This is a genomic window from Stenotrophomonas acidaminiphila, assembly GCF_014109845.1.
Lineage (GTDB): Bacteria > Pseudomonadota > Gammaproteobacteria > Xanthomonadales > Xanthomonadaceae > Stenotrophomonas > Stenotrophomonas acidaminiphila.
In genome coordinates this window covers 3661136-3682490 of the sequence record NZ_CP043567.1, presented here as the reverse complement: position 1 = coordinate 3682490, position 21355 = coordinate 3661136, and the positions used below count along the sequence as shown (strand labels likewise).

21 protein-coding genes are annotated in these 21355 nt (G+C 70.8%); 10 read left to right on the top strand and 11 right to left on the bottom strand.

Features of this window, described 5'->3' with window-relative positions; translation table 11 throughout:
• Positions 1–27: 27 nt before the first annotated feature.
• The 3 genes from F0P95_RS16780 to F0P95_RS16770 form a co-directional block, all read right to left on the bottom strand.
• Positions 28–1143 carry an HDOD domain-containing protein gene (locus tag F0P95_RS16780; protein ID WP_232528708.1) on the bottom strand — a complete coding sequence of 372 codons (1116 nt, stop codon included), beginning with the start codon at positions 1141–1143 and terminating at the stop codon, positions 28–30.
• Between the two features lie 159 nt (positions 1144–1302).
• Positions 1303–1839 (bottom strand): inorganic diphosphatase, encoded by a 537-nt coding sequence (ppa, locus tag F0P95_RS16775; RefSeq protein WP_161615496.1) that lies wholly within the window; start codon positions 1837–1839, stop codon positions 1303–1305.
• A gap of 265 nt (positions 1840–2104) precedes the next feature.
• The gene (locus F0P95_RS16770) at positions 2105–4150 is read right to left on the bottom strand and encodes a sodium-translocating pyrophosphatase (RefSeq protein WP_182335177.1); all 2046 of its coding nucleotides are present in this window, start codon (positions 4148–4150) and stop codon (positions 2105–2107) included.
• Positions 4151–4393: 243 nt separating this feature from the next.
• On the opposite strand from F0P95_RS16770, the gene F0P95_RS16765 reads away from it, so the two are divergent.
• Positions 4394–4915, top strand: a complete 522-nt coding sequence (locus F0P95_RS16765) for a hypothetical protein (RefSeq protein WP_182335176.1) — start codon at positions 4394–4396, stop codon at positions 4913–4915.
• Between the two features lie 40 nt (positions 4916–4955).
• Here the strand turns inward: F0P95_RS16765 and F0P95_RS17700 are convergent, their stop codons facing one another.
• Positions 4956–5081 carry a hypothetical protein gene (locus F0P95_RS17700; protein ID WP_269150857.1) on the bottom strand — a complete coding sequence of 42 codons (126 nt, stop codon included), beginning with the start codon at positions 5079–5081 and terminating at the stop codon, positions 4956–4958.
• 101 nt (positions 5082–5182) lie between these two features.
• Positions 5183–6439 carry a 6-phosphofructokinase gene (locus tag F0P95_RS16760; protein WP_182335175.1) on the bottom strand — a complete coding sequence of 419 codons (1257 nt, stop codon included), beginning with the start codon at positions 6437–6439 and terminating at the stop codon, positions 5183–5185.
• Positions 6440–6588: 149 nt separating this feature from the next.
• On the opposite strand from F0P95_RS16760, the gene F0P95_RS16755 reads away from it, so the two are divergent.
• The 3 genes from F0P95_RS16755 to F0P95_RS16745 all read left to right on the top strand — a co-directional run bounded on the left by F0P95_RS16755 (position 6589) and on the right by F0P95_RS16745 (position 9509).
• Complete coding sequence (locus F0P95_RS16755; RefSeq protein ID WP_182335174.1) at positions 6589–7152, top strand: adenylate kinase; 564 nt, start codon at positions 6589–6591, stop codon at positions 7150–7152.
• Between the two features lie 298 nt (positions 7153–7450).
• Positions 7451–8812 carry a UDP-N-acetylmuramate:L-alanyl-gamma-D-glutamyl-meso-diaminopimelate ligase gene (gene mpl, locus F0P95_RS16750; RefSeq protein WP_182335173.1) on the top strand — a complete coding sequence of 454 codons (1362 nt, stop codon included), beginning with the start codon at positions 7451–7453 and terminating at the stop codon, positions 8810–8812.
• A gap of 88 nt (positions 8813–8900) precedes the next feature.
• Positions 8901–9509, top strand: a complete 609-nt coding sequence (locus F0P95_RS16745) for an LON peptidase substrate-binding domain-containing protein (protein ID WP_182335172.1) — start codon at positions 8901–8903, stop codon at positions 9507–9509.
• 48 nt (positions 9510–9557) lie between these two features.
• Here the strand turns inward: F0P95_RS16745 and F0P95_RS16740 are convergent, their stop codons facing one another.
• The gene (locus F0P95_RS16740) at positions 9558–11561 is read right to left on the bottom strand and encodes a bifunctional DedA family/phosphatase PAP2 family protein (RefSeq protein WP_182335171.1); all 2004 of its coding nucleotides are present in this window, start codon (positions 11559–11561) and stop codon (positions 9558–9560) included.
• Positions 11562–11700: 139 nt separating this feature from the next.
• Here F0P95_RS16740 and F0P95_RS16735 point away from each other — a divergent pair, with 139 nt between their 5' ends.
• On the top strand, positions 11701–12363 hold the full coding sequence (locus tag F0P95_RS16735) for a protein kinase family protein (RefSeq protein ID WP_182335170.1): 663 nt from the start codon (positions 11701–11703) through the stop codon (positions 12361–12363).
• A gap of 244 nt (positions 12364–12607) precedes the next feature.
• Here F0P95_RS16735 and F0P95_RS16730 read toward each other — a convergent pair whose 3' ends face one another.
• A complete protein-coding gene (locus F0P95_RS16730; protein WP_182335169.1) occupies positions 12608–13297 on the bottom strand; it encodes a hypothetical protein in 690 nt (229 codons plus the stop codon).
• Positions 13298–13435: 138 nt separating this feature from the next.
• Between F0P95_RS16730 and F0P95_RS16725 the strand changes: the two genes are divergently transcribed.
• Positions 13436–14254, top strand: coding sequence for an SDR family oxidoreductase (locus tag F0P95_RS16725; protein WP_182335168.1), 819 nt, complete (start codon positions 13436–13438; stop codon positions 14252–14254).
• Between the two features lie 53 nt (positions 14255–14307).
• Here the strand turns inward: F0P95_RS16725 and F0P95_RS16720 are convergent, their stop codons facing one another.
• Positions 14308–15183, bottom strand: a complete 876-nt coding sequence (locus tag F0P95_RS16720; RefSeq protein ID WP_182335167.1) for an ion transporter — start codon at positions 15181–15183, stop codon at positions 14308–14310.
• A 68-nt stretch (positions 15184–15251) separates the two neighbouring features.
• On the opposite strand from F0P95_RS16720, the gene F0P95_RS16715 reads away from it, so the two are divergent.
• A complete protein-coding gene (locus tag F0P95_RS16715; RefSeq protein WP_054668763.1) occupies positions 15252–16478 on the top strand; it encodes an acetylornithine transaminase in 1227 nt (408 codons plus the stop codon).
• 11 nt (positions 16479–16489) lie between these two features.
• Positions 16490–16942 (top strand): HIT family protein, encoded by a 453-nt coding sequence (locus F0P95_RS16710; protein WP_232528706.1) that lies wholly within the window; start codon positions 16490–16492, stop codon positions 16940–16942.
• Here F0P95_RS16710 and F0P95_RS16705 read toward each other — a convergent pair.
• Positions 16904–17500, bottom strand: coding sequence for an HAD-IA family hydrolase (locus tag F0P95_RS16705; protein ID WP_182335165.1), 597 nt, complete (start codon positions 17498–17500; stop codon positions 16904–16906). The genes F0P95_RS16710 and F0P95_RS16705 overlap by 39 nt on opposite strands.
• Positions 17501–17606: 106 nt before the next feature.
• Positions 17607–18899 carry a glutamate-1-semialdehyde 2,1-aminomutase gene (hemL, locus tag F0P95_RS16700; protein WP_182337065.1) on the bottom strand — a complete coding sequence of 431 codons (1293 nt, stop codon included), beginning with the start codon at positions 18897–18899 and terminating at the stop codon, positions 17607–17609.
• A 170-nt stretch (positions 18900–19069) separates the two neighbouring features.
• Here hemL and F0P95_RS16695 point away from each other — a divergent pair, with 170 nt between their 5' ends.
• Complete coding sequence (locus tag F0P95_RS16695; RefSeq protein ID WP_182337062.1) at positions 19070–20332, top strand: dipeptidase; 1263 nt, start codon at positions 19070–19072, stop codon at positions 20330–20332.
• Positions 20333–20460: 128 nt separating this feature from the next.
• Here the strand turns inward: F0P95_RS16695 and thiE are convergent, their stop codons facing one another.
• A complete protein-coding gene (gene thiE / locus F0P95_RS16690; protein ID WP_182335164.1) occupies positions 20461–21093 on the bottom strand; it encodes a thiamine phosphate synthase in 633 nt (210 codons plus the stop codon).
• Between the two features lie 69 nt (positions 21094–21162).
• Between thiE and F0P95_RS16685 the strand changes: the two genes are divergently transcribed.
• Positions 21163–21354, top strand: coding sequence for a rubredoxin (locus F0P95_RS16685; protein WP_054667413.1), 192 nt, complete (start codon positions 21163–21165; stop codon positions 21352–21354).
• Position 21355: the final 1 nt, after the last annotated feature.

The window sequence follows — 21355 nt, the reverse complement described above, 5'->3', positions numbered from 1 at the left end:
TTCCGGGCAATGCGGGGGGATGCCGCCTCAGGCGATGGCGGACAGTCCGGCGAGGTCGCTGGCCATCTCGCGCCAGCCATCGAGCCGCGGCAGCACCGCGGTGCGTTCCAGATACTCTTCGTCCACCGGGTTGCCGCTGGCCAGGGACGTGGCCACGTGCACGGCGCCGGTGACCCAGAAGCTGCGCACGTTCGAGCGCTGCGGCTGCAGGTGGAACGCGACCGCTTCGATGATCGGCATCGGCAGCCCCCACAGCCCCAGCAGGTAGGCGCCGGCCTCGTCGTGGCCCGGGCGGTCGTCGCCCTCGGCCGCCGGCGCGCGCGCGTCGCGCACGCCCGGCAACAGCAGGCCGATATCGGCCAGCAGGGCGGCGGTCGATCCCAGTTCGGCACTGGAGGAGGGCAGCATCTTCGCGGCCAGGCGCGAGGCGGCCAGGGCGCGCGCCTGCAGCGCGTTGCGCTCGGCCGGGGATACCGACGGCACCGAGAACACCTCGCTGGCCAGTACCAGGTCGCGCAGCGTGGACAGGCCCAGCCGGGTCACCGCGCCGCGCAGGTCGGAAATCGCCCGGCCGCTGTTGAAGAAGGCGGAGTTGGACAGCTGCAGCACCTTGGCGGCGATGGCCGGGTCGGCCGACACCAGCTTGGCGATGTCGCTGGCGTCGCTGTTCTCGTCCTCTTCCAGCGCATGCATCAGGCTCAGGTACAGGTGCGGCGGCGACGGCAGCTTCTCGATGCGGCCGATGGCCGCGCGCAGGCGCGGGCTGTCCAGCAGGTCGCGCAGCTCTTCAAGGCTGGTCAGCGCTTCCAGCAGCACTTCCGGCGACAGCGGCAACGGCAGGAAGCGGTGCGCCACGCCGATGATGCGGGCCGACGGCGCGCGCTGGCTCTGCGCGGCCTCGATCAGCGCGATGCGGATCGTTTCCGGGCGCAGGGTGCGGATCTGGCCGAGCAGGGTGGCGGGCGTGAGGTCGGGCAGCGCCGGGGCGACGATGACGGCGTCGATGCTGCTGGAGGCCACCGTGGCGATGGCGGCATTGCCGTCCGGGGCGGTCTGGACCTGCCAGTCCTCGCCCAGGTCGGTGATGTACTCGAGGAGATCGGCCGACAGGCTGGCTTCGTCGCCGACTAGCAGGATACGCAAGACATTTCCCCCAATGGAACCGTCCGGCCGCAACTGGAACAGGCCGGAAAACCGGCCTGCCAATGTAACGGAACGCCCCGCCGAGGTCATGCACCCCGCGGATGAAACGTGATGGTCGTCGCTGGCGGCGGCGCGGCGTGGCCCCGCCGCCGGCGTGGCTCAGCCCTGCTTGGCCACGAAGGTTTCGTGCGCCTGGACCAGGATGCGCTTGGCCTCGGCGGCGTCGCCCCAGCCTTCGATCTTGACCCACTTGCCCTTTTCCAGGTCCTTGTAGTGCTCGAAGAAGTGGCCGATGCGCTCCAGCCAGTGGCTGGACACCTGGGCGATGTCTTCGACGTGGCCGTAGCCGCTGAAGATCTTCGCCACCGGCACGGCCAGGATCTTCTCGTCGCTGCCGGCCTCGTCGCTCATCTTCAGCACGCCCACCGGGCGGCAACGCACCACCGAACCGGGCACCAGCGGCAGCGGCAGCACCACCAGCACGTCGGCCGGGTCGCCATCGCCGCACAGGGTGCTGGGGACATAGCCGTAGTTGCAGGGGTAGCGCATCGGCGTGGAGAGGATGCGGTCGACGAAGATCGCGCCCGATTCCTTGTCCACTTCGTACTTCACCGGCTCCGAGTCCTTCGGGATCTCGATGATGACGTTGATTTCTTCCGGGGGGTTCTTGCCCGCGGAAACGAGTTCCAGACCCATGCGCTGCTCCGAATCGTGCGTTTGACAGAAGGGCGCCATTCTACGCCGGCCGCTGGTGCGGCGCACCAAACGGCCCTGGGTCGGGGTGCTGGAGGGCGTGGTTTCCGGCCGGGGCCGCGCACGCGGTTGCGGGCAGGGGGCGGACTGGCGGCGGGACGGCCGCCGTGCTGGCGCGCAGTTCGGGGGGAGGGGCGGCGCCGTGGCGCGGCCCCGTTCCGGCCCCTGCCCGCGCGTGCGGGAGGGGCCGGCGGCCTGCCTGGCGGGTTTACAGCAGCGGCACCAGCAGCAGCGCCACGATGTTGATGATCTTGATCAGCGGGTTGATCGCCGGGCCGGCGGTGTCCTTGTAGGGATCGCCGACGGTGTCGCCGGTCACCGCGGCCTTGTGCGCCTCGCTGCCCTTGCCGCCGAAGTGGCCGTCCTCGATGTACTTCTTGGCGTTGTCCCAGGCGCCGCCGCCGGTGGTCATCGAGATCGCCACGAAGATTCCGGTGACGATGGTGCCGATCAGCAGCCCGCCCAGCGCTTCGGGCCCGAGCAGCAGGCCGACCACGATCGGCACCGCCACCGGCAGCAGCGACGGCACGATCATTTCCCGGATCGCCGAGCGGGTCAGCATGTCCACCGCCTTGTCGTAGTGCGGCTTGCCGCTGCCGTCCATGATCCCGGCGATCTCGCGGAACTGGCGGCGCACTTCCTCCACCACCGCGCCGGCGGCGCGGCCCACCGCCTCCATCGCCATCGCACCGAACAGATAGGGGATCAGGCCGCCGACCAGCAGGCCGATGATCACCCGGTGGTCGGACAGGTCGAACACGAACGACCTGCCGGGGTGTGCCGCCTGCAGGTTGTGGGTGTAGTCGGCGAACAGCACCAGCGCGGCGAGCGCGGCCGAGCCGATCGCATAGCCCTTGGTGACCGCCTTGGTGGTGTTGCCCACGGCATCGAGCGGGTCGGTGATGTCGCGGATCTCCGGCGGCAGCTCGGCCATCTCGGCGATGCCGCCGGCGTTGTCGGTGATCGGCCCGTAGGCATCGAGCGCGACGATCATGCCGGCCATCGACAGCATCGCGGTGGCGGCGATGGCGATGCCGTACAGGCCGCCATGCAGGAACGCGAACCAGATCGCCGCGCACACCGCCACCACCGGCAGCGCGGTGGACTTCATCGACACGCCCAGCCCGGCGATGATGTTGGTGCCGTGGCCGGTGGTGGAGGCCTTGGCCACGTGCTGCACCGGCTTGTACTGGGTGCCGGTGTAGTACTCGGTGATCCACACGATCAGGCCGGTCAGCAGCAGGCCGATCAGCGCGCAGATGTACAGGTTCATCGCGCCGTGGGCGTTGTCGCCCATCAGCGCGGTGGTGATCGGGTAGAACGCGATCGCGGCCAGCACGCCGGAGACGATCACGCCCTTGTACAGCGCGCCCATGATGTTGGGCTTGCTGCCGGAGACCTTGACGAACATCGCGCCGATGATCGAGGCGAGGATCGATACGCCGCCCAGCACCAGCGGATACAGCACCGCGTTCTTGCCAGCGAAGTCGGCCGAGCCCGGCACCATCATCATGCCGCCCAGCAGCATGGTGGCGATCACCGTCACCGCGTAGGTTTCGAACAGGTCGGCGGCCATGCCGGCGCAGTCGCCGACGTTGTCGCCGACGTTGTCGGCGATCACCGCCGGGTTGCGCGGGTCGTCCTCGGGAATGCCGGCTTCGACCTTGCCCACCAGGTCGGCGCCCACGTCCGCGCCCTTGGTGAAAATGCCGCCCCCCAGGCGCGCGAAGATCGAGATCAGCGACGAGCCGAAGGCCAGGCCGACCAGCGCATGCAGGTTGTCGGCCTGCGGCAGGCCCAGCTTCTGCAGCACGAAGTAGTAACCGGCCACGCCCAGCAGGCCCAGCCCCACCACCAGCATGCCGGTGATCGCGCCGCCCTTGAAGGCCACGTCCATCGCCGCGCCCATGCCGTTGCGGGCGGCTTCGGCGGTGCGCACGTTGGCGCGCACCGAGACGTTCATGCCGATGTAGCCGGCCACGCCGGACAACACCGCGCCAACCGCGAAGCCGACCGCGGTGTACCAGCTCAGGAACACGCCCACCAGCACGAACAGCACCACGCCGGCGATGGCGATGGTCAGGTACTGGCGGTTGAGGTAGGCGCGCGCGCCCTCCTGGATCGCCGAGGCGATCTCCTGCATGCGTGCGTTGCCGGCCGGCTGGCGCAATATCCAGCGGGCGGCGAACAGACCATAGGCGATGGCGATGACCGCGCAGGCCAGCGCGAAGACGAGACCGTAGTGTTCCAGCATGAACCCCTCCAGCACAGGTGGATGTCGTCCAGCAGCGCTGAACGCGGGACACGCCGGGATGAAGCACTGGAACAGACCCGGAGCCATGCAGCGGCCGTGGTACGTGTCGCGGTGTTCAACGTTTCCTGGAGCTGCAGCGAGTATGGGTCAGCTGCCGTTCACTGTCACGGCCCGCGCGCGCTTGCCATGCCGTTCAGCGCGGCGCTGGCACCGTGCGCTCTGGACGAGAAGCGAGGCCGGACGATGAAGATGCGGAGTGGAATGCGGTCGATACCGTTGCTGGCGCTGTTGCCGCTGGCCGCAGGCGCGCAGGCGCCAGTGGCCGCGCAAGCGGAGATCCAGCGCCCGCCGGGTACGGCGCAGGCGGTGGGGGCGGTGCATACCGTGCGGCAGATTCCCGAGGCCTGCGTGCGCGTCGAAGGCCGCTTCACCGGCCAGGCCGACGCACCCTACGCGATGCAGTTCGTACGCACCGATGCGCGCTGCCAGCCGCGCGCGGCATTGCTGGACGCAGCCCGGGTCACGCCGGGCGAGGACGGGTGGCGGCTCAACGACCGCATCCGCATACCGTCCGCGGCCTGCCCGGGCCAGCAGGTGGTGGTCGAGGTCTGGCGGCGCCCGGTCGAGCAACCGCTGGCGCGCGACGGGCAGGGACAGGTGCGCGTGTACCTGGGCGAAGCGCGGCAGCAGGCCGATGCCGGCAAGCTGGCATCGCTGCCGGCGTTCGCGGTGGACATGCGGGTGCAGGGCACGCCGTGCCGCTGAGGCGGGCGGTGGCGCGCCACCGCGGCCGCCGGCGCCCGGCTCAGGCCGGCGCCGGCGCGGCGGCAGTGTGGTGCCCGGCCAGATGCTGGCCCAGGCGATAGCCCGCGCCGCCGATCAGGCAGGCGAGAAGGAAGCCGAGCATGCCGATCAATATCCTGCGGGTCATGGCGCCGTACCTGTGCGGGAAACACGGCACCACGGTGATGCCGCGTGTGCCGCCGCGCACCTGCCTGAAGTCACCGCCACGCACGGCAGGGTGGTGTCGGCTCAGCCCTCCCAGGCCGGGAGCTTCCTGGCCACCGCCACGTTCTTCAGGGTCACGTACTTCGGCAGTCCGTCGCGGCCCCACGGCAGCGGCGCTTCGCCACGGATCAACGGCTGCAGGTAGCGGCGCGCCTTGTCGGTGATGCCGAAGCCGTCGCGGCGGATGAAGCCGGCCGGCATCTTCTTCTCGTGGTTGGCCACCCTGGACAGCGGCGCGGCCTCGATCTTCCAGCGGTAGGGGGCATCGGAGGTGCGCGCGATCACCGGCATCACCGAGTTGCGCCCGGCCAGCGCGAACCGCACCGCCGCCCTGCCCACGGCCTGCGCCTGCTCCCAGTCGGTCTTCGAGGCGACGTGGCGGGCCGAGCGCTGCAGGTAGTCCGGCAGGGTCCAGTGCACCTTGTAGCCCAGCTCGGCCTTGACCCGGCCGGCGAGGTACGACGCCACGCCGCCGAGCTGGGTGTGGCCGAACGAGTCGGTGGCGCCCCCGGCGTCGGCGACGAAGCGGCCATCGGCGCTCTGGATGCCCTCGCTGGCGACCACCACGCACCAGCCCACCCTGGCCACCACCTGCTTCACCTTCGCCAGGAAGGCGGCCTCGTCGTAGGCGCGTTCGGGCAGCAGGATGATCTGCGGCGCATCGTCGGGGTTTTCCCCGGCCAGTCCGGCCGCGGCGGCCAGCCAGCCGGCGTGGCGGCCCATCGCCTCGTAGATGAACACGCGGGTGGACGTCTCGGCCATCGCCGCCACGTCCAGCGCGGCCTCGCGCACCGACACCGCGGTGTACTTGGCCGCCGAGCCGAAGCCGGGGCAGGTGTCCGTGACCGCCAGGTCGTTGTCGATGGTCTTGGGCACGCCCACGCAGGTCAGCGGGTAGTCGAACTCGCGGGCCAGCTGCGAGACCTTCAGCGCGGTGTCGGCCGAATCGTTGCCGCCGTTGTAGAGGAACCAGCGCACGTCGTGCGCCTTGAACACTTCCAGCAGGCGCGCGTAGCGGGCCCGGTCCGCCTCCAGCGACTTGAGCTTGTAACGACACGAGCCGAACGCGCCGCCCGGGGTGTGGGCCAGCGCGGCGATGCTGGCGGCCGACTCCCGGGAGGTGTCGATCAGGTCCTCGCGCAGCGCGCCCAGGATGCCGTTGCGTGCGGCCAACACCTTGATTCTGCTGGCCCTGGCCTCGGCGATGACGGCCGATGCGGTGGCATTGATGACGGCGGTCACGCCACCTGACTGGGCGTAGAGCAGGGTACCTTTTGACATGGGCGGGATTCTCCGGGCGGGGGACATTTCCGGGACATTGGCCGGATGCGGTAAGCTGCGTTATTGCGGTGCAGCGTGAATCGGCCCATGAGTCTAACGCCGCTGTCCGTCCCTGAAAGAAACGTCCTCTACATACAAGGGAGTCAGGAATGCGATTGGTTCTGTTGGGACCGCCCGGTTCGGGCAAGGGCACGCAGGCGACCCGCCTGAAGGAAGAGCTGCGGATCCCGCACATCTCCACCGGCGACCTGCTGCGCGCCGAAGTGGCTGCCGGCACCGAGCTGGGCAAGCAGGCCAAGGCGGTGATGGACGCCGGCAACCTGGTGTCCGACGACATCCTGCTGGGCATGCTCGAAGCGCGCCTGGCCCAGGCCGACGTCGCCAACGGCTTCATTCTCGACGGTTACCCGCGCAACGTGGCCCAGGCCAACGCGCTGGGCGAACTGCTGGCCCGCCTGCAGCAGCCGCTGGACGCCATCGTGCAGCTGGACGTGCCGACCGAACTGCTGGTCGAGCGCATCGCCGGCCGCGCCCAGGAGCAGGGCCGCGCCGATGACAACCCCGAATCGGTGCGCCAGCGCCTGCAGGTCTACAACGACTCCACCGCGCCGGTGATCGATTTCTACGCCGCCAAGGGCACGCTGGCGCGTGTCGACGGCGTCGGCGCGCTGGACGAAGTGCTGGCCCGCATCCTGGCGGCGATCAAGCGCTGATGCCTTGCTGCCCGCTCCGGGCCTGCGCCGGAGCGGGCGCATAAGCGAACGCCCCGGACCATCGGCTGGTCCGGGGCGTTCGTCGTAGAGGGGCCAGCAGGTGGGCGTGCTCAGAGCCCCGCAGCATGAGCTCCCTGGGGATGGCCTCTTGGGGAGTAGGACCTGAGGGATACTACGGCTGGCCCATGTATTCTCGGTATGAATGCCCCCCAGCGGTATAGGAGTTTCCCCTACAGGCCGGTAGGGGTAATGCCGGGATGGCATACCCGCACGCCGCCGCATCGGCGACAATCGGCGCATGAGCAAGCTCCATATCCTCGGCATCGCCGGTACTTTCATGGGCGGCGTGGCCGCCCTGGCCCGCGAACTCGGCCACGCGGTCGAAGGCAGCGACCAGGCGGTGTATCCGCCCATGTCCACCCAGCTGGAGATGCTGGGCATCCGCCTGGCGCAGGGCTACCTGCCCGGCAACATCGGCGCCGATTGCGACGAGATCGTGATCGGCAACGCGCTGTCGCGCGGCAACGCGGCGGTGGAGGCGGTGCTCGATGGCGGCCGCCGCTACACCAGCGGCGCGCAGTGGCTGGCCGAAAACGTGCTGCCGGGCCGCGACACGCTGGCGGTGGCCGGTACCCATGGCAAGACCACCACGACCACCATCCTGGCCTTCCTGCTGCAGGCCGCCGGCCGCGAGCCGGGTTTCCTGATCGGCGGCGTGGCCGAGGATTTCGGGGTTTCGGCACGCCTCGGCGGCGGCCGCGCGTTCGTGGTCGAGGCCGACGAGTACGACACCGCGTTCTTCGACAAGCGCAGCAAGTTCGTCCACTACCGGCCGCTGGTGGCGATCCTCAACAACCTGGAATACGACCACGCCGACATCTTCCCGGACGTGGCCGCGATCCAGCGCCAGTTCCACCACCTGGTGCGCACCGTGCCCGGGCGCGGCCGGCTGATCGTCAACGGCGAGGACGAGCGCCTGGCCGAGGTGTTGGCGATGGGCTGCTGGACGCCGGTTGATCGCTTCGGTTTCGACCCCGCGCTGGAATGGAGCGCGCGCCTGGTCGAGCAGGACGGCAGCGCGTTCGCGGTGCTGCACCGGGGCGTGGAGGTGGCGCAGGTGCGCTGGCCTCTGCTGGGCCGCCACAACGTGCTCAACGGCCTGGCGGCGCTGGCCGCCGCGCATGCGGTGGGCGTGGACGTGGCCGCGGTGGCGCCGGCGCTGGCCGGTTTCCAGAGCGTCAAGCGCCGGCTGGAAGTGATCGGCCAGGCGCGCGGCGTGACCATCTACGACGACTTCGCCCACCATCCCACCGCCATCCACACCACGCTGGAAGGCCTGCGCGCGAAGGTCGGGCCGGCACGGATCGTGGTGGCGATGGAGCCCCGCAGCAATTCGATGCGGCTGGGCGCGCATGCCGCGGCGCTGGCGCCGTCGCTGGACATCGCCGACGCGGTGGTGTTCCTTGCCCGCCCGGAGCTGCCATGGGATGCGGCCGCGGTGATCGCGGCGGTGCGCGGGCAGGCGCAGGCGGTGGCCGATACCGACGCGCTGCTGGCGCGGCTGGGCGCAGCGGTGCGTGATGGCGACCACGTGGTGTTCATGTCCAACGGCGGCTTCGACGGCGCGCCACGCCGTTTCCTGGCGCAACTGCAGGGCTGACGCCGCTGCCGGGCGCAGCGCGGGGGTGGCGCGGGCCATGCGCTACCCTCGTTGTCGATTTCCCCGCCCGTGGAGCCCGGCCCGGCCGATGACCGATACCCAGACCCTGCCCCTGTTCCCGCTGCACGGCGTGCTGTTGCCCGGCGCCGCGCTCGGCCTGCGCGTGTTCGAGCCGCGCTACCTGGACCTGGTGCGCGAATGCGGCCGCCACGGCGGCACCTTCGGCATCTGCCTGATCCTGGACGGCGAAGAAGTCGGTGCGCCGGCCACGCCCGCGGCGTGGGGCGTGGAGGCGTTGATCGAGGATTTCGATGTCGGTGCCGACGGCGTGCTGCTGCTGCGCCTGCGTGGCGGCCGCCGCTTCCACGTCGAGCGCACGCGGGTGCGCGACAACGGCCTGGTGGTGGGCGAGATCCAATGGCGCGCGCCGGACCACGACGACGAGCTGCGCCCGGAGCATGCGCTGCTGGGCCTGCTGCTGGAGCGCATCCTGGAACAGGCCGGCGGCGAGTTCGCCGGCGCCGGCCCGGCGCAGCTGGACCAGGCCGCATGGGTGGGCTGGCGGCTGGGCGAACTGCTGCCGCTGGACGAAGAGCAGCGGCTGGTGCTGCTGCAGGAAGACGATCCGCACCTGCGGCTGGAGCGGCTGATCAGCTGGATCCCCGATTTCGAACCGCCCGCCGGGGCGGAGCCGTAGCCGCGCCACGAGACGCGCCGCGGGCAGGCCCGCACCGCGCCGCCGTGGTCACGGGGCGCGGTCGCTGCGGATCATCAGCAGCTGCATTCCGTTCTCGGGCATGGGCTGGGTGCGGGTTTCCATTCCCTCCAGCGACTGCGTCACCGCCTCCAGCGCCGGGTCCACGCCGCGCAGCGGCAGCCACAGCCCGAACAGCTTGAGGTGCCGCTCGTAGCGCAGGGTCTGCGCGCTGCCCAGCCACAGTGGCGCCTGGCCCGGTTGCAGGCGCACCGGTGCCGGCCACAGGCGCAGCGCATACAGTTCGTCCGGACGCGCCCCCCGGTGCAGCATCAGCAGCGATTCGACATGGGTGTCCAGCGTCGCCGGCAACACCGGCACCTGGTCCGGCGTGGCCTTGCTGTCGAGCATGCTCAATGCCTGCTGCCAGCCGGCCTGCGGCTGCGCCGTCCAGCCATTGCGTTCCAGCTGTTGCTGCAGCGGCGCCAGCGGCCCGGCCACCTGCACGTCCAGCGGCCAGCGCTGGTCGTCGTCGAACTCGTTGCGGCGCGCCGGCAGCTCGCGCCAGCCGTCCTGCCACCACCACGCCGCATCCATCATCCGCGGCGCCTCGGCCGCCGGTTCGAACTTGGCCAGCTTGGCCGCCACGTTGCGCGGCGCATACCAGAACCCGGCCAGCAGGAAGACGCCGTAGAACAGCCAGGTCACCGGCTTGACCCAGAACGAGCGGTTGAAGCGGCGGCGGTAGGCGATGCCCAGCACCAGCAGCCAGAAGATGCCGAACAACATGCCGCCGATGACGTCGCTGAGCCAGTGCGCGCCCAGGTACAGGCGGGCGAAGCCGATGACCGTGACCACGATGCCCGATACCAGGTACGGCCACACCCGCGTGCGCCCGGGCAGCTCGCGGCTGATCAGCACGGCGAAGAAGCCGAAGGTGATGGTGGCCATGGTCACCGACACCGACGGGAAGCCGAAGCCGCTGCTGGCGGCCGGTGGCCGCACCACATCCACGGTGGCGCCCAGCAGCTTGGTCAGTGCCAGGCCGAACGCCAGTGCCGCCAGCCAGTGCGCGGCGGCCATCCAGCGCCGCCGCCAGGCCAGGTAGCCCATGCCCGCGACGATCGCCGGCAGCAGCACCTGCCAGTCGCCCAGCGAGGCCAGCGCCGCCATCGGGTAGTCCGCCAGCGGGTTGCGCAGGGCCAGCATCAGGTGGTGCACGGCCAGGTCCAGCGACAGCGGCTCGCCGTGGCCGACCACCACCATCAGCAGCACGAACCAGCCCCAGCCCAGCAGCAGCAGCATCAATGCCAGCATCGCCAGCGGCACCGATTCGCGCCGGCGCGGGTCGAACAGGTCGTTCCAGTAGCGGCCGAGCAGGTGCGGGTGGCGCTGCGACCAGCGCAGCAGGCGCGCCAGCCAGCCGTCCATGCGCGCGGCCGACCAGCGGTAGCCATACAGCACGATGGCCCATACCAGGCCCAGCATCACCCCGAGCAGCGCCACCACCACGAACAGCCGGCCGGCGACCGCGGCCACCGCGTCGTAGGCCTGTCCCAGCGCCCAGCCCGGCAGCAGGAACAGCACCGCCCACGACAGGCTGGCGACGGCGCTGGGTTGTGCGTAGCGCGCCAGCGGCATCCTGGCCATGCCGGCGATGGCCGGCACGAACGGACGGATCGCGCCGACATAGCGCGCCACCACGATGCTCTTGAAGGCGTTGCGCCTGAACAGCAGTTCGCCGCGTTCCAGCAGCTGCGGGTAGCGGCTGAACGGCCAGACCCCGCGCAGGCGGTCGCCCCAGCGCCGGCCGACCCAGTAGCTCAGGCCGTCGCCGCAGAACGCACCGAGCGCGGCGCATGCCACCGCATAGGGGCCGGAGATTTCGCCCATGCCGATCAGCACGCCGACGGCGATCATCAACGGCAATGCCGGCACGATCGCGCCGAGGATGATCACGGCGTCGCAGAAGGCGATGGCGAAGACGGCGCCGCCGGCCAGTACCGGGTGCGCGGCGATCCAGGCCAGGAGGGAGTCGATCCAGGAAGGTTGCATCGCGGGATTATAGAAGGGTGCGGGTGTCTGACCGCTGGTGTGTGCCGCGGTTCCCGACAGCGGCCATGCAGGTAGCGCGGTGCCCGCGCAGCGCTGCGGCCGGTCCGGCCGGCGAGGGCCAGCGGCTAGAATGGCGGCGATGGCCACTCCCCATGACGACGGCGTCCAGATCCTCAAGTCCGACAGCTTCGGCCGCATCCTGGTGGTGTGCGAGGGCGGACGCCGCTTCGTGCGCCGCGATCTTGGCGCCACCGCGTGGTGGCTGCGGCTGCCGGCCTGGTGGCTGGCGCGGCGCGAAGCGCGCGCGCTGGCGAAGCTGGGCGGAATGGAGGCCACCCCGCGGCTGCTGGCCTGGGACGGGCGCTGGCTGGACCGCAGCTACATGGAGGGGGCGGCCATGCACCTGCGCCCGCCGCGTGGCGACGTGGCCTGGTTCCATGCCGCGCGCCGCCTGCTGCAGCAGGTGCACCGCCAGGGCATCGCCCACAACGACCTGGCCAAGGAAGCCAACTGGCTGGTGCGCGCCGATGGCTCGCCGGCGCTGATCGACTTCCAGCTCGCGGTCTGCGGCGCCCCGCGCTCGCGCTGGATGCGCCTGCTCGCGCGCGAGGACCTGCGCCATCTGCTCAAGCACAAGCGCATGTACTGCCGGCAGGCGTTGACCCCGGTGGAGCTGCGCCTGCTCAAGCGCCATTCGTGGGTGCGCGAGCTGTGGTTCGCCACCGGCAAGCCGGTCTACCGCTTCGTGACCCGGCGCATCCTGCACTGGGAAGACAACGAGGGGCAGGGCCCGAAGATGTGATGCGGCCCGTGTCGCGGACTGCGTCCCCGGAGCCCTGCCGTGCGGAGCTTCCGGCCCCGAGGCCCTGCCTTGCCTGTCCCCCGCGGCTTTGGCGCGCCCTCTCGACAGAAAGGGGGGCGCTGCTCCATCACGTTGGCAATGCGCGTGGAGCGGCGCTTGCTCCGCTCCACGGTGGGTTCGTTGCAGCGTTGCGATCCTGCGCGGCTGCCTTGCGCCGGCCTTGCGGACAACGCGCTGGCGCGGCTCAGCGCAGCTCCACCACCTGCCGGCCGATGTAGCGGCGCTGGGCGTCGAAGTCGTAGCCCAGCGTGAGCGTGCCGTCGTCGGCGCACGCATGGCAGCCGCGCAGCGGCGTGGCGTACAGCAGGCGCACGCCACCGTCGGGCAGCGGCGCGGTGCCGGCGGGCTGCGCCGGTGCGAATGGCACGGCCTCGGGGTGCCTGTCGAAAAATGCCCTGGCCTGCGCCTGGGTGCGGGCACTGTCCGGCAGCACGTCCGCGTCCACGTCGATGGTCCGGCCGTTGGCGTCCACCAGCCAGGTGCCCTGGTTGGTGTTGGCGCGCAACGGGAACTCCAGGGTCGCCACGCCCACCCCGGACTGGTCGTCCCAGGCGCTGACATAGCCGGACTCGCCCTGTGCCGCCAGGCGCTGCGCGGCGGCGATCGCGGCCGGCGTCGCGCCGGCGCTGCGCAGCGCATCGACCACGCAGTGGCTGCCCGCCGGCGTGGCCGCCTGGCGGCAGGCGTCGGTCGAGCCGCTCCATACCGCGCTGGCGTCGATCCGCGCCGGCGTGGCATCGCCGTTGCCCAGGCCGGTGGTCTGCCCGGCGACGTCGCGCGGGTACGCCGCCTCGCCGGGCGACGCGGCGCGCTTCTGGCAGGCGGGCAGGGACAGGGCGAGCAGCAGGCAAACGGCAACAGGCAGGGATTTCATGGCAACGCACGACGGCTGTGGAAGGGCGCCAGTATCGGCATCGCGGATTAACGGCAGGTGTTCGCGCGCTGCCGGCAGGGGCGGCGGTGCGGGTGGCGCATAATGCGCTCCGCTTCCATCGGCATCGCGGAGTCGCGCATGAGCACCCTGCAAGGCAAAACCCTCTTCATCACCGGCGCCTCGCGCGGCATCGGCCTGGCGATCGCGCTGCGCGCCGCGCGCGACGGCGCCAACGTGGCCATCGCCGCCAAGTCGGCGGTGCCCAACCCCAGGTTGCCGGGCACCATCCATACCGCGGTCGACGCGGTGAACGCGGCCGGTGGCCGCGGCCTCGCGCTGAAATGCGACATCCGCGAGGAAGACCAGGTGCGCGCGGCGGTGGCGGCCACGGTCGACACCTTCGGCGGCATCGATATCCTGGTCAACAATGCCTCGGCGATCTGGCTGCGTGGCACGCTGGACACGCCGATGAAGCGCTTCGACCTGATGCAGCAGGTCAACGCGCGCGGCAGCTTCCTGTGCGCGCAGGCCTGCCTGCCGCACCTGCTGCAGGCGCCGAACCCGCACATCCTGACCCTGGCGCCGCCGCCGAGCCTGGACCCGAAATGGTGGGGGCCGCATACCGGCTACACCCTGGCCAAGATGGGCATGAGCTTCGTGACCCTGGGCCTGGCCGCCGAGTTCGGCCCGCAGGGGGTGGCGGTCAATGCGCTGTGGCCGCGCACGGTCATCGCCACCGATGCGATCAACATGATTCCCGGGGTCGATGCCGCCGGCTGCCGGCGCCCGGAGATCATGGCCGATGCCGCGCATGCGGTGCTGGTGCGCGAGGCGGCCGGTTTCAGCGGCCACTTCCTGATCGACGACGAGGTGCTGGCGCAGGCCGGGGTCGGCGACCTGTCCGGCTATGCGGTCGATCCGTCGCGGTCGCTGCTGCCCGACCTGTTCCTGGACTGAAACAGCGCCGCCGGCCGCGGCGTTGCGCCCGGCAGCGCCATCGCGCGCGTCGCTCAGGGCTCCAGCGGCTCCGGCAGTTCATGCCCGCAGTGGTTGCAGTAGCGTGCTTCCTGCTCGTGGCCCTCGTGGCCGCAGACGATGCAGCCGCGGTCGTCGCGGCGGCGGCGCCAGGCTTCGGCCTGGCGCATGCCGTTGGCCAGTTCGGCGGTGTAGATGCCGGTGGGCACGGCGATGATGCTGTAGCCGATCAGGATCAGCACCGAGGTGACGAAGCGCCCCAGCGTGGTCTGCGGCACGATGTCGCCGAAGCCGACCGTGGCCATGGTCACCACCGCCCAGTACATGCTGGCCGGGATGCTGCTGAAGCCGTGGCTCGGGCCCTCGATGACGTACATCAGCGAGCCGGCGATGATGGCGATGGTGATCACCATCGACAGGAACAGCAGGATCTTGCGGCGGCTGCGCCACAGCGCCTGCATCAGGATGCCGCTCTCCTCGATGTAACGGGTCAGCTTGAGGATGCGGAACACGCGCAGGATGCGCAGCGCGCGCACCACCAGCAGCGACTGCGCGCCCGGCAGCAGCAGCGAGATGTAGGTGGGCAGGATCGCCAGCAGGTCGATGACGCCCCAGATGCTGAGCGCATAGCGCAGCGGCCGCCGCACCACCAGCAGCCGCAGCACGTACTCGGCGGTGAACAGCAGGGTGAAGCCCCACTCGACCACGTAGAACCACGACGCCCAGGCGGCATGGATGTGCTGCACGCTGTCGAACATCACCACCAGCACGCTGGCGACGATGGCGTAGACCAGCAACAGGTCGAAATTGCGCGAGGGGCGGGTGTCGCGCCGGTGGATGATGTCGAACCAGCGGCGGCGCCAGCCGGTCTCGGAGGCGGGGTTCAGCTGCGGGGTGGAGAACAGTCGCATGGGGCTATTGTGCCGCAGCCCGGTTAATGGGGGAGAATGCGTCTTTCGCCCACCACTACCGGAACGCCATGACCGCTGTCGCCGAGCCGCTGTTGTCCCTGTCGCAGTACTACCTGCCGGTGTACCGGCCCCGCCAGCTGGTGCTCGAGCGTGGCCAGGGAGCCCGGCTCTGGGATACGCAGGGGCGCGAGTTCATCGACCTGGCGGCCGGCATCGCGGTGTGCAGCCTCGGCCACAACAACCCCGACCTGAAGGCCGCGCTGCTGGCCCAGGCCGACAAGCTCTGGCACACCAGCAACATGTTCTACAGCGAGCCGCCGCTGCACCTGGCGCAGGAGCTGGTGGAGGCCTCGCGCTTCGCCAGCCGCGTGTTCCTGTGCAACTCCGGCGCCGAGGCCAATGAAGTGGCGATCAAGCTGGTGCGCAAGTGGGCCGCGGCGCAGGGCCGGCCGCCGGAGAAGCGCGTCATCGTCACCTTCCGCGGCAGCTTCCATGGCCGCACCCTGGCCACGGTGACGGCCACCGCCCAGCCCAAGTACCAGGAGGGCTACGAGCCGCTGCCCGGCGGTTTTCGCTATGCCGATTTCAACGACGTGGCGCAGCTGGAAGCGGCCATGGCCGGCGGCGACGTGGCCGCGGTGATGTTCGAGCCGGTGCAGGGCGAGGGCGGGGTGATGCCGGCTTCGGCCGAGTTCATGCGCCGTGCCCGCGAGCTGTGCGACCAGCACGACGCGCTGCTGGTGCTGGACGAGATCCAGGTGGGCATGGGCCGTACCGGCCAGCTGTTCGCGCACTGGAACTGGGGCGTGACCCCGGACATCGTCAGCCTGGCCAAGGCGCTGGGCGGCGGCTTCCCGGTCGGCGCCATGCTGGCCGGCCCGAAGGTGGCCGAGGTCATGGGCGTCGGCGCCCACGGCACCACCTTCGGTGGCAACCCGCTGGCCGCGGCGGTGGCGCGGGTGGCGCTGCGCACGCTGGCCTCGGATGCGATCAAGGCCAACGTGGCCCGGCAGTCGGCCGCGCTCAAGGCCGGGCTGGAGGCGATCGGCGCCGAGTTCGGCGTGTTCGAGCAGGTGCGCGGCATGGGCCTGATGATCGGCGCGGTGCTCAAGCCCGAGTACGTGGCCGATATCGGCGCGCTGCTCGACCTGGCCGCCGAGAAGCAGGTGCTGATCCTGCAGGCCGGCACCAGCGTGCTGCGCTTCGTGCCGCCGCTGAACATCACCGACGAGGAGCTGGCCGAGGGCCTCAAGCGCGTGCGCGAGGCGATCGCGGCGTACGTGGCTTCGCGCTGATGCAGGGATGTGTGTTCTGCGCCATCCTGGCCGGCGAGTTGCCGGCCAGGATGGTGTGGGAAGACGCGCAGGTGGTGGCCTTCATGGACCTGCGCCAAGCCGTGCCCGGGCATGTGCTGGTGGTTCCCCGGCAGCATGCCCAAACCCTCTACGCGCTGGACGAAGCCCTTGCGGGGCAGGTGATGCGCGTGGCGCATCGGGTGGCGCGGGCGTTGCGCGACACGCTCGCACCGGACGGGCTCAACCTGTGGCAGTCCAACGGCGAAGCCGGCGGACAGGAAGTGCCGCATTTCCATCTGCATGTGCAGCCGCGCAGGCATGGAGACGGCCTGCTGGAGGTCTACCCGATGGGCGTGCCGGCCCCGTCGACGATGGCGCAACTGGAGCCGTTGGCGGCGCGGCTGCGCACTGCGCTGGGTGGCGGTTCACAGCAGGTGCCAGCGCCGCAGCACGCGGCGCAGTGATTGGGTGTGATGCGCGGTGTCGGCGTGCAGGCCGGCGCTGCGTGCGCCCTGCACGTTGCGGAACAGATGATCGATGAACAGCGTGCGCGCCGGTGCGCTGCCCAGCCTTTCGGCGGCGGCCAGGTAGATGCGCGGGTCGGGTTTGCGCACGCCCAGCGCGGCGCTGCACAGCACTTCGATGCCGGGCAGCAGCGCGGCGATGGCCGCCGCGCTCAAGGCGCCGTTGTTGGTCAGTACGGCGACCCGGACATCGGCGCGCAGCCGTTGCAGCAGGGCGAGCGTGTCGCGGCGCAGGGCGCTGGCGCCGGTGCGTGCGGTGAGCCAGTCGGTGGCGGACAACCTGCTGCCCAGCTGCGCGTTCAGGACCTGCAGCAGCGCATCGCCATCGAGCTCGCCACGCGCGTGCGCCAGCTCCAGCCCTTCGCCACGCAGCAGTTCGTCGACCTGCGCCGGCGTGCAGCCGGCTGCATCGGCCAGGTGCCGGAGATGGCGCGGATGGTCGTAGTCGGCCAGCAGGCCGTCGAAGTCGAGCAGCAGGGCGTGGATCATCGGAATCATGGATGCCGCCTCCGTGGGAGCGGCATCCGTCGCGACCGGAACATGCCTGCGAAAGCCCCGGTCGTGGCCTGCATCGCCCCCCCTGCACGGAAGCGGTGAAGGGCGATCAACCGGCCGCGACCACCTTGAACGCCTCGCGTGCGGCGGCCAGGGTGGCATCGATCACCGCATCGTCGTGCGCGCTGGACAGGAAGCCGGCCTCGTAGGCCGACGGCGCCAGGAACACGCCGCGCTCCAGCATCGCGTGGAAGAAGCGGTTGAACGCGGGGATGTCGCAGGCGGTGGCCTGCGCGTAGGTCTCCACCTTCTCATGGGTGAAGAACAGCCCGAACATCGCCCCGACGCAGGTGGTGGTGACGGCGACGCCGCCGTCGCGCGCGGCCGCTTCCAGGCCCTCGCACAGGCGTGCGGTGCGTGCGGCCAGGTCGGCGTGGAAGCCCGGCTGCTGGATCAGTTCCAGCATCGCCAGGCCCGCGGCCATCGCCACCGGATTGCCGCTGAGCGTGCCGGCCTGGTAGATCGGGCCGGCCGGGGCGATCTGCTGCATCAGCGCGCGGCGGCCGCCATAGGCACCCACCGGCATGCCGCCGCCGATGATCTTGCCGAAGGTGGTCAGGTCCGGGGTGATGCCGTAGTGCGCCTGCGCACCGCCCAGCGCCACGCGGAAGCCGGTCATCACTTCGTCGAAGATCAGCAGCGCGCCATGCCGCGTGCACAGTGCGCGCAGGTGCTGCAGGTAGCCGTCGCGCGGCGGGATGCAGTTGGCGTTGCCGACCACCGGCTCGATGATCAGGCCGGCGATCTCGCCGCCCTGCTGCTCGAACAGTGCGGTGGCCGCCTCGAAGTCGTTGTAGGGCAGGGTGAGGGTGAGTTCGCTGAGCCCGGCCGGCACGCCCGGCGAGGTCGGCACGCCCAGGGTCAGCATGCCGCTGCCGGCCTTGACCAGGAACGAATCGCCATGGCCGTGGTAGCAGCCTTCGAACTTGACGATCTTGCTGCGGCCGGTGGCGCCGCGCGCCAGGCGGATCGCCGACAGCGTCGCCTCGGTGCCGGAGTTGACCATGCGCACCATCTCGCACGACGGCACCAGCCGGGTGATGGTCTCGGCCATGGTCACCTCGGCCGGGCACGGCGCGCCGAACGACAGGCCGTTGCCGATGGCCTGCTGCACCGCCTCGCGCACCGCCGGGTGGTTGTGGCCGACGATCATCGGGCCCCACGAGCCGACGTAGTCGATGTAGCGGTTGCCATCCACGTCGTGCAGGTAGGCGCCGTCGGCGCGCTGCACGAAGAACGGTTCGCCGCCGACCGACTTGAACGCGCGCACCGGCGAGTTGACGCCGCCGGGCAGCAGTTGCTGCGCGCGGGTGAACAGGGCATGGGAGTGTTCGTGGTTCAGGGTCGGGGACATGGCATCGCTGCGTGGCAGGGGAATACGCCTATTGTCCGCTTTCGCGCCGGGCGCTGCCACGCGCCGCCGGTTCCATGACCAATGGCCTGCTGGCGCGCGCCGGGCGCATGCAAGAATGCGCCACGATCCGTCCCCAAGGGAGAGCCATGAAGTTCGACATGACGTTCAAGGCCGGTGCGCTGTCCGCCGCGCTGCTGCTGGCTGTCGCCGCCACCGCCCAGGCCGGCACCGGCCCGGCGAAGATCTCCGAGCGCGCGCGCGCCGTCCAGGCCGGGGCGATCAACCTCGACACCCATCTCGACACGCCGGCGCTGTTTTCCAGGCCGGGCTGGAAGATCACCGACCGCCATTCCTTCCAGGAAGACGGTTCGCAGGTCGATTATCCGCGCATGCTCGAAGGCGGGCTCGATGGCGGCTTCTGGGTGGTGTTCACCAGCCAGGGCGGACGCGATGCGGGCGGCAACCTGAAGGCGCGCGACGCCGGGCTCAGGCGCCTGTCCGAGATCCGCGAGATGGTGGCCGCCAACCCGGACAAGTTCGAGCTGGCCACCACCGCCGACGACGCGGCGCGGATCAAGGCCGCGGGCAGGAAGTCGGTCTACATCAGCATGGAGAACGCCTACCCGCTGGAGGCCGACCCCAGCCTGCTCAGCTTCTACTACAAGCAGGGCCTGCGGATGATCTCGCTGGCGCACATCAGCCACAACGATTTCGCCGATTCGGCCGGCATGGGCGTGGCCCCGGAAGGCGAGCACGGCGGCCTCAGCGAGAAGGGCAGGGCGTTGATCGCGCAGGCCAACCGGCTGGGCATCATCATCGACCAGTCGCATGCGTCCAACACGGTGTTCGACCAGATGCTGGCGCTGAGCAAGGCGCCGATCATCCTCTCGCACAGCGGCGCCTCCGACGTGTTCGCGCATTCGCGCAACATCGACGACGCGCGCATCCGCGCACTGGCGAAGAAGGGCGGCGTGATCCAGGTGAACTCGCTGGGCGGTTACCTGATCGACACCGGCGCCACCCCGGAGTACCGCGCCGAGCGGCGCAAGCTCTACGACGCCTTCGACGACCGCACCGCCCCGACCGATGCCGAGCGCGCGCAGCTCAAGGCGCAGCTGGCCGCGCTGGACGCGAAGTACAACATCCGCAAGGCCGATTTCGACGACTACATGCGCCACCTGCTGCACATCATCAAGGTGGCCGGCTGGGAGCACGTCGGCCTGGGCGCGGACTGGGACGGCGGCGGTGGCGTGGAGGGTTACGAGGACATCGCCGCGCTGCCCAAGGTGGTGCAGGCGCTGCTCGATGCCGGCTATGACGAACGCCAGGTCAGCGCCATCCTCGGCGGCAACACCGTGCGCCTGATCCGCCAGGTGCAGGCGCTGGCCGATCCGGCGGCAGTCAAGGCGGCGCTGGAGTAAGCGCCGTCCAGGCCCTTCTCCCGCCGGGAGAAGGGCGCCGTTGGACGACGAAGTGGAGGCTGCGCTGCGCGCGGTATGCCGCGCCTTCCCGGTTCGTGCGTGGCACCCGCCGGCGGCGCCGCCGCCGCTCAGGGCGCCGGGAAACAGGCCTGGTAGCCGCGCAGCGCGGCCACCGGGTCATCGGCGGCGAACACGCTGCTGATGACCGCCAGCAGGTCGGCGCCGGCCGCGACCAGCGGCGCCGCGTTGTCCGCGGCCAGGCCGCCGATGGCCACCCGCGGCACGCCGAGCGCCGCGGCCTCGTGCAGCAGCCGCGGATGCGCGCGCCGGGTGGTGGCCTTGCTGCGGCTGGGGAAGAACGCACCGAACGCGACGTAGCTGGCGCCGGCAGCCACCGCACGCCGCGCCAGTTCCAACTGGTCGTAGCAGGAGGCGCCGATGAGGGCGCCGGGGCCGAGCAGCGCGCGCGCGGCGGCGATGTCGCCGTCGTCCTCGCCCAGGTGCACGCCGGCCGCGCCGACGGCGGCGGCCAGGGCGGCATCATCGTTGATGATCAGCGGGACCCCGGCGGCCGCGCACAGGTCCTGCAGGGCCCGGGCCTGTACCCGCCGGGTGCCGGCATCGGCGGCCTTGTTGCGGTACTGCAGCCAGGTGGCGCCGGCGCCGAGCAGCGGCCGCACGCGTTCGAGCAGACGCGCGGTGTCGGCCTCGTCGGGGGTGATCAGATAGACGCCGCGGGCGGCGCGAGCGGGCTGGGGCATGGATGGCTACCTGTACGGCGGCGGGAATGGGACAATCTGCGACCGCCCTCGTGTTGCCGTGATTATCCGATGTCCGACGCTTCCGCCTCCACCCTGCGCACCTGGATGTGCGTCGTCTGCGGCTTCATCTACAACGAAGCCGAAGGCCTGCCCGAAGAAGGCATCGCCGCGGGCACGCGCTGGGAAGACGTGCCCGAGACCTGGACCTGCCCGGACTGCGGCACCACCAAGGACGATTTCGAAATGGTGGAGCTGGACTGAG